Raw genomic sequence first — 12527 nt, forward strand, 5'->3', positions numbered from 1 at the left:
ATACAGCCGGCCGCCTGGCCGTCTTGCCTTCACATGAAGTATACCTTCCCTGACCCCAAAATTTCATCTGTGGTATTTTTGTCAATTTTCCTGTTCATGGCATCACTTTACCCAGTCCATTCCATTTGTCCCCCAAAAATATGTCATACCTACCAACTCTGTTGGCGGCTGGACGATATGCCCTGTTTTATTCGTGCTTGGCAAAGAGAAAATGGAGCCGGCATTCGGCTTCGCCCTTTTGCATCTCCGGGATGGCGTTCGTATAATCCGGAGCGGGTTGTGCGGCACAAAATCCGAGGAGTGGCCGAATAATGCGTAAAATGCCTGAAATATTAGGCTTTCTTTTATTGTTTGCGGCGCTGGATGTATGCGTCGGGGGACGGTGCCATGCGCTGGAAGCCGGGGCGGCGAAAGCGGATATCACGCCGCCTCTTGGCACGCCGTTGAACGGATATGGCAGCCGGATGGGAAGGGGCGCAACATCGGTCCACGACCCGCTGTGGGCCCGCTGCCTGTATCTAAACGACGGTGAAACGTCGCTCTTTCTGATCAACGCGGATTTGTGCATCATCAACCGCGAACTGCGCGCACGCGTGCTTGAACTGGCGCCCCCGGAAGTCAAGCCCCAAAACATCATTCTGACGGCCACCCATACACACAGCGGCACGGGCGCGACAGTCAAACAACTCGTGTTCCGGGCGGTGGCAGGCCGTTTCATGCCGGAGGTGCTCGAACAGACCGCGCAAGGTTTCGCCAAGGCTATGCGCGAAGCCTACGAGGATCGCAAACGCGCCGCTATCGGGTATGGAACAGGCGAACAACACGATTTCACATCGAATCGGCGCGAAACCGGAGGCCCGATCGATCCGCAAATCGGTGTGATTCGTGTGGACGACGCCGACGGCAATCCCATCGCCATTGTCACGAATCTGGCGGCGCACCCGACGACCGTCCATGACGACGATCTGTACGCGATTTCGGCCGAGTATCCTGGCTATTACTACGAAACACTCGAAAAACTCGTCGGGGGGCATTGCGTGGCAATGTTCCTCAATGGCGCGGAAGGGAATCAACGGCCCACAAATCCCGAAAACAAAGACCATTGGGGCCGTGTCGAATCGCTGGGCCGCATTTTGGCCGAGCGGGCCAAATCCATTGCCGACACCATTACATGCGGGGATCACAAACTACACTTGGCCTGTTCGACGCCCGATATGCCGCTATCGCTGGCTTCGACGCTGGTGTTTCCGTCCACAATCCTACATGCGCTTGAAATCGGTGATTTGCTGCTGACCTTCCTTCCCGGCGAACCCTGCGTCGAAATCGGCCTTGAACTGCGCAAGCGCGCGTTGGCGCGCGGATATGCGGCCCAGTTCAGCGTCGGCCTGAGCAACGATCACCTCATGTATTTCGTTCCACCGGAATACTACGGTCGGCTGTATTACGAAACGGCGAGCAACTTCTACGGGCCGGGCATGATGGAATGGTTCTGTCGCGAATTCTCGAAATTGATGACCAAGGGCGAACCGGAACCCGACCGGCCCATTCCCGAACCGGCGGTTCTGGGCGAAGTGGAGGGCGGCTTACGCTGTGCGGTGTCAGGGGACGCCTATGCAATGGGTTATCAGCGCGGCGCGGCCTTCAAGGAAGAAATCGGCGAGTTGTATCGCGCGCGGCTCGTGGTTCCGATGGATGAAGGAAAACTGAAACCGTCCTCGCAGGTCTGGAAATATCTGCAAGCGGCCCGGCTGGACGTGTCGCCGCTGCTGCTGTTCGCGATGGCCATGGGCGTGCGGCCGTTGCTGCAGGGACTCTCGATGGACACGCTCGATGAACTGCGGGGCATGGCCGACGCCGCCTGTTTGCCGTTCGATTCGCTGTGGATGCTCCAATGCGCTTCCATTATCACGGCCCAGCCCACGGCCGATGGATTTTACCGTGCGCCGCTGTGCACGATGTTTGCGGCCGTCGGCGATCACGCGGGCGCCGGCGAATTGCTTGTCGCGCGGAATCTCGATTGGGATGAACCCGAAAAAGCCGTCATCGTCGAGGCCAAACCGGCTTCGGGCCACGCCTTTGCTCACGTGGGCTTTGCCTGGAACGCCGGGGTATTTACCGGCATGAATGACGCCGGACTGATCCTGTGCGCCGAACGCGTCGAGTCGCTGGGCGTTCCTTCCATAGATGCTCCTCCGGTTGAGTTCGTACTGCGCGAAATTCTGCAGAACGAGGAAAATCTTTCGGCGGCCGTGTCGCGTTTGCAGGGATATTCAACGTTACGGGGATATCATGTGTTGGCCGCCGGATTCGATATGAAATCCCCCCCGCCGGAGGAAAACGAAAAAGAGGCAAAAGGACGTGGGCGCAAGCGTTCTTCGCTCCGGAGCCCCGCCAAAAAGACCGGAGACGCCTGCGTCCTTGAATTCGGTGCGCGCGTGAATATCCGCCGTCCCGACAAGGGGATTCTCCTCGGCGTGGATCCGGCATCGGCCACGGACGAAAACGACCGGATACGCTATGGTCGTGTGGCGGAATTGGTTGGCGGCGAGCATATTGTGGGCGCCGGAAAGATGAAAACGATCCTGGCGGATCATGAGATTGGAAAACCGGAACCGGCGTGCATCTGGAATCGAAACACCCGGCAGAGCGTGGTTTTCGAACCGTCCGAGGGCATGGTGCATGCCGCTTTTCCCGGCGATGACGGCATGCCCGGCGATTATACGTCCGTTTCGGTGAAAGGGGGTGCTCGATGAGCGAGACGGTCCGCAGTTTCACGGGCTCCGACCAAGCCCCACGCATTCGAGGAACTCGCGCGCGCCACGGAAGGGAACGCAATATCGCATTGGGTATTGTGATGGTGCTTGTTTTATATGGCTGCTGGGCGACGCGCGACAACGCCCCGATGGAGCAATTCATCCCGGCAAACCAAGCCTTCCACCTGTTTGCAAACGACATACAGGCCAAGCGCGAGGCGATCGCGGCATCGGACTTATGGAAGATCCTTCCGCCCCAGCTGGGTGGCGGCACTCTGGCGGCCCGCATCGGGCAGGATGTGGGCATGCCGGACTGGATCCTGCGCAACCTCGTCCCGGACATGGTGTATGTGTCTGGAACCGACACGGACAAATGGACCGATGCGATCGTCGTGAGCCGGATGACGCGCATCGGCTGCGTGTTGAACAAGTGCCGGCGATGGGTTCCCGGCATTGACGAGGATTATGCGGGCGGCTTGCGGATGGCCCATGTAAGGAACGCGGGACTTCATTTTGCCGTGCGGGGGCGGACGCTGCTGGCCGGCAGATCGCGGGATGCCCTGATTCGCGCGCTGACCCTGCGCCCGGACGAAGCCCTGAAAAAGAAGGCCTTGGCAAACAAGGCCAATGGTGACGAAGCCGGCGATATTCACGGCGCCGTGACGTTTGCGGGCGCCTGTCCGCCGGGAAAGGTCTTGAAAGGGGTCAGTTTCGTGCTGCGCATCGAAAAGACCCATGCAAGAATCAAGTGCCGCGCCGCATTGGTGGACACGTGGAAAGAACGCCTTGGACAAGCAATCGGAACGGCCGGACCGGTCGAATTGATTATGCCGCCCGACGGCGCCATCCAATTGTCGCTCAATCTGGGGCGTCCAGTCGGCGAATGCGGAACGTCTGTGCTGGCGGCGCTTGGCCTGCGCGATCAATTCGATGCCCGGTGGTCCCGCTTTCGTGATGCGGCGCCCATGCTGGCGCAGGTAAGCGAGGGCTTGATCGGCCATCTCGGTCCCGGCGTCCGGCTGGCCTGGCAAGGCATGGATTTGAATGAAATGGCGCCGATGCCCAAACTGCTCTTCTCAATGGATGCCTCCCCCGACGCCATTCTCCGCACATACGCCAATCTGCCGCCCTTTCCACCGCCCGTTCCCGGCGACATGATTCCGCACTACAATTCGGAAAAACGGATGGTTCATCTGTCGCTTATCGGAGGCCCTTCGATGGAACCGGCGGCAGCCATTGCCGGTTCGTCGTTGCTCCTGAGCAATTGCCGGCCCCTCATCGAAAACCTCGTCGAAAATCCGCCCAAGGAGGACAAACTCCCGCAACAGGGCAACTTGTATATTCGTGTTCAGCCCAAGAACACGGTTGAGGCCGTGTCGGAGCTCGCGATTCTCTTGGCGGAAAACCACCTGCTCAAAGATCTTTCACCGGAACAGGTCCGGCAGTTTTTCGATCCCTGGCTCGCGAATCTTGCCCATGTTCGCGAAATCGTGGCCACCATGGCCATTCAATCCGGCGAAATATCGCTCGATCTCGCCGCCAACACGGAAGCGGGCAAGTAATTTCTTTCAACAACTACCTACCAAGCGGCTTGCACAAGCCGAGTGCCGTTTCATAAAGGGCGATAATGTTGTCAAGCGGGGTCTCGGGCATGATCCCATGGCTGGTTGTCAACACATATCCACCGTCAGAACGCGCAAAGACATTCATCAATTCGCACACATGCGCACGAACCTCGGCGGGAGTGCCCGCAACCAATACGCCTTGGACATCCACCCCCCCGTTAAAGCACACGTTGCCACCAAAGTCGCGGGCAAGTTCACGAATGGACATCGCCTGTGGCTGGACAGGATTCAGGACATCGAGTCCAAGTTCGAGCAAGTCGGGCAGGATGGCGCGAATGTCGCCACAGAGGTGCATCCATACGTGCGCCCCGCCGCCGCGCACCCGACCGAACAGTTGTTCATAGGCCGGCTTCCAATAGCGGCGCCAATCGTCCGGATTGATCAGAAGCCCGCGCTGGCTGCCCCAATCGTCCGAAAAGAAAACGCCGTCCACACCTCGTCGCAACCATTCGTCAATCATCCCGAGCGCAAAACCGAGGACGATGTCTTGCAGGTAGAAGAAGTCGTTCTCATTCACGAGAGGGTCCAGCAACATGTTGTCGAAACCGCGCAACATCCACATCCGTTCGAACAACGTGAACCAAACCGGGGCCAACACATACCGATCGCCCCGTTGAGCAAGAGCGCGCTCCGCCGCAACGAAGATCTCCGGCTCGTGCGGATCCGGAAACGGGTAGGAGTCCATGAGTTCGTATCCAGCCTCAAGCGGATGGAATTCGGTCTTGGCCCCGTTGCCGTCATCGGCCCAGCCCGTACCCCAATGATCTACCCAGCGCGTTACGCCATCCACCTTGGCCGGCGGCTGGACATAGTGAAAAACCGGTTCCAGTTTGAGCAAATCGTTCGGGAACTGTCGTGACATCTCGACAATTCGGCTCTTTTTCCCCTCGTCCTGTTCATGAAGGCAATCGAACGGACAATGCAGTTGGACGGGTACCCATTCCGGTGACCCGTGCATGATTGCGCGGTAATAATTCTCTTTTCCTGTCAACATTTGCTGTTTCCAATTCGGATAGATCCATCCGGCTTCGGTTTTAGTATCTCAGAATCACGCACGCTTGACAAAGCCTGCTGGCAAACCATGTTCCTTTTCAGATGTTGTCTCCGTCCAAATTGCCGCTTGCATAAAGCCGTTTTGAATCCTTGCGTTATTGTGGCTTTGTCTTACATTTCTTTTAGACAGCAATGTTCAGATGTATAGCCGTTCAACGTCGTGTTATAGTAAAGGCGAATTCGGTTCGGGAGCAACGGTCATGGTGCGTTTGTCGTGTTTGGTGTGCGTTTCGATGCTGGCGGGTTTTGCGGCGCGTGGCGAGGGGAACCTCGAATGGATGGTAAAGGCGTTTGGCGACGGCCGGCATAACGCCTTTACGGATCTGATTCGCTGGCGAGACGCGTATTACCTGTGTTTCCGGCATGGCGCGACGCACATGTCCATGGACGGCGAGATTCGCGTCATGCGAAGCACGGATCTGAAGACGTGGGAAGCGTGCGCGACGCTCGACACGTTCGGCGACGACCGGGATCCGCATTTTGTATCGGACGATGCCGCGCTTTATTGCTACTTTGGCACGTGGAACCTTGAACACAAGACGGATCACGGCCTGCCGGATCGCGGCTGTGTGCGGTCGTATTTCGCGAAGACGGAGGACGGCGCGAACTGGTCGAAGATTCAGGGTGTGTACGAGGAGGGCTGGTGGCTCTGGCGCGTAAGGCGACACGGTGAATTTTTTTACAGCGCCGCGTATACCGCGAACCGACCCTCGCCAGATGCCCGCGAAACGCGGCTGCTTCGTTCCAGGGACGGTCTTGAATGGGAAGCGATCAGTTGCGCGACGAAAGAGCACAAGGCCGGCGAGGCGGATATGCACTTCCCGCCGGAAGGCGGCGTGTGGCTTTTGTCGCGCACCGGCAACGGTGCGGGCACGTCGTTCTGGCTGCGGAGCAATCCCGAAATGACCGAGTGGCGCGAGACCGACACGGGCGTATTGGTGCATGCGCCGGTGTTCGGGATGTGGAAGGACTGGTTCGTTGTCGGAGGACGCGCCAAGACGGATGATGGCTACCGAACGCGCTTCTGGCGAATCGAAGGCGATACGCTTGCCGAGTTGATTACCTTGCCCAGCGGCGGCGATACCTCCTACCCCGGTCTTGTCGTCGTTCCCCCGGAAGACGGCAACGCCTCCCCCACGCTCGTCGTCAGTTGGTATTCCCAGCATGAAAACGATCCCGGCGACAAACACGCCGCATCCGTCTATATTGGACGCATCCGGCTCGACACACGGTGAGCAGGGGGAACTCTTCCGACCCGGAGCCGCAGTTGGCACAGGGAACGGCTAATCTGACTGCCCGGTTACGACTCACGTCATTCCATCCTTTTTTTACTCGCATGGCATTGGCAGCGCCACGGCCGCCACGGCGCAATCCCTGGGCAGAGCGACGACGCAATAGAGCCGGCTCATTCCCGGGAGCGTCGGAATCCTGATTGTTTCGGTTTTTCCTGGAAGCGCCACCAAAGAACCTTGCGCAATGACGGGTGTATCGCGGATTGGCGCCTCCGGTTCCTCCCGAACGAAGGCGACGGTACTGATGGTGCCGAGCGCTTCGGGACGGTTGCCGGGATCTTCTGCGGTCACGCTGACGACCGATTCGCCGCCGGCGTCGTTTTCCCATTGGCCGGCCCGCCGCCACATCCATCCGCCCCGCAGCTTGTCCCCCGTGCCGGGCACGCGAAACTCGGCATCTTCCACCCGAATCACAAAGTCGGCCGTGGGCGAAGGGTAGATGTCCCCGGTCATAAGGCGTTCGACGAACACGCCGTATCTTCCTCCCGCCAGAATGAACGTTTGGGAAATGAGATCGGCGGGATGGCTGTTGGCGTCCACGCGTGTATGCATCGCCAGGCGGGCCTTGTCGCGGTCGCGATAGGGTTGTACACGCCACCGGCTGTCCTGGGCAAGGGCACGGTCGAAATTCTGCGCACGACAAACGGCATCCGCCACATAGGCTTCATAATGTATTCGCTGGGGTTTTTTATCTTCGTTGATGAAGGTTGCCGAGGCTTCTCCCCCGGTCTTTTCAGGCGCGGTAAGCGTTGCGACGATACGGGAAACTTCCACTTGATGCGTCGAATCGGCGGTTGGATGCGTGTCCGGCATCCCCGCCGTCTCCAAATCGAAAAGGAACAGCGACGATGGTGCATGGATGTCGTCCTCGCCGCCAAAACGGAAGACGGCGGGCGGACCGCAACGCGCCGCAAGCCACGCGTAAATGCCTTTGTAGATCGCGCCCAAATCACCGGCATCGCCAGGAACGACAAACCAGATGCGGCGTACGCCCTGTATCGCGTTTTCGACCTCGACGGGTTCCGCGCCGATATCTTCGGCGGAAGCGGCCGCGCGATAACTCTCCGCGACTTTTATGCGTTGCGACATGTCAATGATGATGTGGCGCTGCTCGCGTCCGTACCAGCGCATCGGCGAAAAGATCTGCCGCCATGTATGCCAAACGACGTCCCCCGGGCGCCAATCCCGGCGAATTGCGGCCGCCATGCCGCGGCCGTCGTAGGTTCTGTAAACGCCCACATGATTGAGCCCGTTCTCATCGAGGCGATTGTGATACAAGTCATGCAGGGATACGCTCATGAGCGCCGCCGAGGCGCCCACGGCGGCGTACCGCAACCCGGCCCGCGGCAACGCCGCGGCGGATATGCCGGCCGCCGTCAGCAGAAGGGCGCTGTTGCCCACAAGAAAACGGTCCACGAAATAGGAGGTTCCGCCGTATTTCGAGAAGAGATACAGCCCAACCGCCTGGCCGACAGCCGTCAATCCCAGAAAAAAAACAATCCGCCGGCTCGAACCGCCGAATACGAAGCCGGCTAGCAGCAACCCGGCAAGAAGCACAACCCCCGCGATGCGCAGCCAGTCGTGGACCACGTATCCGGCAAACATGTTCGCGAAGGAGACATACAGCGATCGCATTGTGGGAACGGGCGCCCAGAACATCTTGTTCTCCATGGCTTGCGCAAAACGATACTGTGCGGCAAACCATGGCGCGGCAAGGGTAATCAACGCGCCCTGCGCCAGCGCCCAGCCAATCGCCTTGCGAAACTCGCGCATATAACATGCAAAAAACATAAGGTTCAGCGCGGCGAGGAAAAAGGGCACGGCGTTGTGCGAATAAATGGCCAGCGTGGCCGTCAGAACGTAAAGGGCCAGATGACTCAAACGTCCATCGGACGAACCGAACCGGATGGCCAAGTGCGCCGCGGCCAGTTCAAGGAAAGCCAGCATGGCGTATTCCTTGGCGTCGCGGCTGTAAAAGACCAGAAACGGCCCCAACGCCAGCAGGAGCGCCGCGAATGCGCCCATGCGGCGTCCGCCGGTGCGATTCCCCATCGCATAACCCAGCGCCGCTGTCGCAATGCCAAACAGGACGCTGTGCATCCGCAGCCATGTGTCGCTCGTGCCGATACGTTGCCAGGCATAGAGCAGAAGCGCAAAGAAAGGCTCGACCAGTTCGACTTTGCCCGTGAAAACACCGATCGGCAATTTGCTGCAATATTCGACGTGAATGACCTCGTCGTACCAGAGCGACAACTGGCCCAGCCGATAGAGCCGCACGCCGGCCGCGAGCAGCAGCAAGACCGCGACAAGCGGCGCATGCGCCCGCCAGCCGCGCGATTCCATTCGGAAAGGTCTCATGTCTTTCCCGTTTTGGGGATTTTGTAACTGTAGAGGTGCGAACCGCTGCCGAAGTAGATGCGGCCGTCGAGAATGTCGCCGCCAGGTCCGATGGGTACGGGCGATTCAGCCAGCAGGACAATGGCATGGGTGGCAAGGTTCACGCGGGCAATGCCTTTTGTAAAGAGCATATACAGCGTGCCGTCGGCATCGGCCACGAACACGCGCGGCCCCTGCTGATAACTGGACAGCCCGAAGGAGCCGGTCGTGACTTCTTCGTGGATCACCTTGCGCCGTTCGGCGTCGAACACGAAGAATCGGACCCTGTCCGCGATGCCGTAAATCAGCCCATTGGACGCGGCGTGCAGGTCCGTATATTCCTGCACGCCGGGAAAGACGGCCTCGTGCCACTCGACCTGTTTGGACGCCATGTCCATGATATAGAGTTCAGCCTGGTTTGCCTTCTTCTCGCCTCCCGTGCCGGGGCTTGTCGTTGTTCCACCGAGGAGTTTGCCGCCCGGCAGGACCGCAAGGCTCATCGTCGAATGTTCCGGCAGAATGTTCGTGTGCTCAATCAGTGTTCTCGACTTTGTCTCGCGATCCCAGAACAACAGTCCTCCGCCCGTATAGCCGTAGCCGGGCGTCCCGGCCAGCACCAAACGCTTGCCGTCGGGATGTGCAAGAAGGTCGTGCGGACGGTGGATGGGCGGACTGCATTCCGTGAGAAACAGCGGATTGCATTCGGGTTTGTCTTTTTCGGTTGGAACCCATTCCCGGGCGGGGTCCCATTCCAACAGGAATCCGCCGCCGTATCCGCCGACAAAGAACCGATCACCCTGCCGCGCAACCGTGTTCCATTGTCCGTAACTCGCTCGGTTAATCCATGCATCGGTCTTCGGGTTGTAACTGAAGAAGCGCATCGGAAACGCGGTGCCACCGCAGATCGTGCCGTCCGGCGCGGCCGCCACGCCCATGATGTGCGCGCCCTCGCTCGTATAGTCGAACGTCAATTGCTTGAAACCGCCTGTTTTGGGATCGTCCACGATAAGGACGCGGTCTACCAGATCGCATACCCGGAGCCTTCTGCCGTCGGGAAATTCGCGGTGAAACAAGGACTGGCTGTCGGTGATAATCGGTTTCTTTTCGACTTGCGGAAATGTGCCGCTTGGGCTGCCGTCATCGGGCCGATCCGGCATCGCAATCTTTTTCCCATGGCCCCCGTAAAATTCATACCATCCCTCCGGGCCGTCGTTGCCACCGTGACCGTAGACCTTGCCGTTCGTGGCGCGAAAGACGTAACCGCTCGCAACCTTGCGTTCGGCTTCGGGAAGCATCGGCGTCCCCTTGCCGGTTTCGGGATTGAATGCAATGATCTGACTCGCGGTGCTGCCGATTCCGAAATAGATCCAGCCTTTGTCGTCGGCGGCCACATAGCGCTGATATTGTTTCCAGTTCTGGCGGTAAACGGAGCCATAATCATTGAATTTTCGGGAAACCGGATCGAAAGATACGACGCCGCTATCGGGATACGTGACCGACCAAATGGCGCCGTTGTCGTCCTCCGTCATCCCCATGGCCATCTGCGGGGTGGTTTTCGACACAAACGTGAACGCACGCTTCGCCGGATCGAATTCCGTGAAGTAACTGTTGAAGTGCGTGTAGAACTTGTTCTTGCTTGAGAGGATGGAGGCGTACGGGCAATCGCCGCCCGGCGGGAACGGCATGGGAATCTGCTCGCTCTTGCCGGTTTCGGCGTCAATCATCAGCAGCGCATAGCCGCCCCGGTGATCGAACAGCCAGACCAGCGCCACATTGCGGCCGTCGCCGTCCACCGTGGCCACAATGCCGCGATGGTTGCTTACAGGTGTCGCCACGCCATGATGGAAAAAGTCGTTTTCGAGCGTTTCCGTTGCGGCAACAGCATTCAGGGCCGGCATGAACAGGACGGCTATCCCCAGCAGTAAAATCCACTTCAACATCACGCATCCCATGACTTTGCTCCTTGCCCTAATGTCCTCCGCACGTATGTTCGGTGGCGAGATATCTGACGAGCGATTGTAAGCCGATAATCGTCTTGGCGTCCCGGATGGTTCCATCGGCAATGCGCGCCGCAATCTCTGAAACAGGCAACTCAACAATATCTATGCGCTCGTCGAATTCCATGTTCTGGCCGATGTGTTCGAGATCGAAGGCGAAATAAAGATAAATGATCTCCGACGAGTAGCCCACCGTGGCATAGATCGATCCGGCGGATATCATGCGCCCGGCGCGGAAACCGGTTTCCTCTTCAAGTTCCGCGCGGCCGCGCGCTTCCGGATCTTCGCCTTTTTCCAGCTTGCCGGCGGGCAGTTCGAGTACGTCCTCGCCAATGGCAATGCGAAATTGGCGGACCAAAATGACTTTGTCGTCCTTGACGGGAACAACGGCCACGCCGCCGGGATGAACGACCACTTCCCGCAATGCGATCGTGCCGTCGTCGAGTTCGACGTTGCCGACACGCAACGACACGACGCGGCCCTCATAGAGCAGTTTGCCGTCCACCCATCGTTCCATTTCACGCCCCTTCGACGCCAATCACCCGTTCATCGTGCGAGGGCACGATTGTCTGGCCGGGTTGCACGACCAGAAAATCCTCGTCATCCCACGGCCCTTCAAGAAACCGCCGGACAAGGCCGGGATCGCCCTCGATGAATTCCGTCTTCCAATTCAGCCATTCCGCACAAGCGCGAGTGTAGGCCTTGTACCGCTCCGTATCCCCCACGCCCAGATCCACATAGGCCGCGTTGTTGTAGCTGGTCATCCAATTTTCGGACGCCTCCATCAGATAACGTGCGTTTTCCTCGCCGTACGTCTCGGTATAGTGCTTCAGCACGCGTTCGTACCGTTCCCTGCCGGGCTGGGTGCTGGTGTCAATCCAGCCGGGACTGTACCAGTAGGTGCCGGGATGCGTGTCGAAATAGTCGCGGTAGCGCTCCTTCGATCCGAGCAGGAACGTGATGCAGTCGTGGCCGCGCATCACGACCAGCGGAATCGTGCGCGCCTTAACACCGACGATCCCGTTGCTGCACAAGCCGTATCCGACAAGAATGGCGCCGACCCGTTCCCGAATGCCGTCGCGGCTTTCGCCGGCCTGTTCCGCCTCGATGGCGTCTATCGCCTTCTGCACCTCGCTCCGCAACACGTCCGGCACACAGTGCAGTCCCTGTTTCAGAAAACGGAACTGGTATACATGGGGCGCCAGCGCAGCGTAATAGCACAATTCCCGCCACAACACGTGGCAGGCGACGATGTATCGTTTTTCGTTTGTTTCCGATGCTATTCCGTGCCAGTCCATGCGTTTTCCACCGTATTTCTCAATTCTCGCGGATCATTCCGTCACCCATTCGGCGTTTTCATCGCCCCGAAAGGACGTTCGGCGGAGTATACAGGAATAGCCGCCGCGGATTCGATGCCGCCGCGATTTTTCG

Annotated in this window: 8 protein-coding genes; 3 read left to right on the top strand and 5 right to left on the bottom strand. The window is 58.9% G+C overall.

Translation table 11 applies throughout. The features are described from left to right. Positions 1–311: 311 nt before the first annotated feature. Together P5540_14645 and P5540_14650 are read left to right on the top strand one after the other, a co-directional pair. A complete protein-coding gene (locus P5540_14645; protein HRT66053.1) occupies positions 312–2753 on the top strand; it encodes a neutral/alkaline non-lysosomal ceramidase N-terminal domain-containing protein in 2442 nt (813 codons plus the stop codon). Continuing rightward, on the top strand, positions 2750–4315 hold the full coding sequence (locus tag P5540_14650) for a hypothetical protein (protein ID HRT66054.1): 1566 nt from the start codon (positions 2750–2752) through the stop codon (positions 4313–4315). The genes P5540_14645 and P5540_14650 overlap by 4 nt, the downstream gene beginning before the upstream one ends. Positions 4316–4328: 13 nt before the next feature. Here the strand turns inward: P5540_14650 and P5540_14655 are convergent, their stop codons facing one another. Continuing rightward, positions 4329–5372 carry a uroporphyrinogen decarboxylase family protein gene (locus tag P5540_14655; GenBank protein HRT66055.1) on the bottom strand — a complete coding sequence of 348 codons (1044 nt, stop codon included), beginning with the start codon at positions 5370–5372 and terminating at the stop codon, positions 4329–4331. Between the two features lie 259 nt (positions 5373–5631). Here P5540_14655 and P5540_14660 point away from each other — a divergent pair, with 259 nt between their 5' ends. Further along, positions 5632–6666 (top strand): hypothetical protein, encoded by a 1035-nt coding sequence (locus P5540_14660; GenBank protein ID HRT66056.1) that lies wholly within the window; start codon positions 5632–5634, stop codon positions 6664–6666. Positions 6667–6759: 93 nt separating this feature from the next. Here the strand turns inward: P5540_14660 and P5540_14665 are convergent, their stop codons facing one another. From P5540_14665 to P5540_14680, 4 genes are read right to left on the bottom strand one after another with little or no spacing between them, the layout of a single operon-like run. Further along, on the bottom strand, positions 6760–9081 hold the full coding sequence (locus P5540_14665) for a glycosyltransferase family 39 protein (protein ID HRT66057.1): 2322 nt from the start codon (positions 9079–9081) through the stop codon (positions 6760–6762). Then, complete coding sequence (locus P5540_14670; GenBank protein HRT66058.1) at positions 9078–11051, bottom strand: hypothetical protein; 1974 nt, start codon at positions 11049–11051, stop codon at positions 9078–9080. The genes P5540_14665 and P5540_14670 overlap by 4 nt, the downstream gene beginning before the upstream one ends. 16 nt (positions 11052–11067) lie before the next feature. Further along, positions 11068–11613, bottom strand: a complete 546-nt coding sequence (locus tag P5540_14675; GenBank protein HRT66059.1) for an NUDIX hydrolase — start codon at positions 11611–11613, stop codon at positions 11068–11070. Position 11614: 1 nt separating this feature from the next. After that, entirely contained in the window at positions 11615–12394 is a 780-nt protein-coding gene (locus P5540_14680; GenBank protein ID HRT66060.1) for a DUF1638 domain-containing protein, read from the bottom strand. Positions 12395–12527: the final 133 nt, after the last annotated feature.

The sequence above is a fragment of the Candidatus Hydrogenedentota bacterium genome (assembly GCA_035450225.1).
In the GTDB taxonomy this organism is placed as follows: domain Bacteria; phylum Hydrogenedentota; class Hydrogenedentia; order Hydrogenedentales; family SLHB01; genus DSVR01.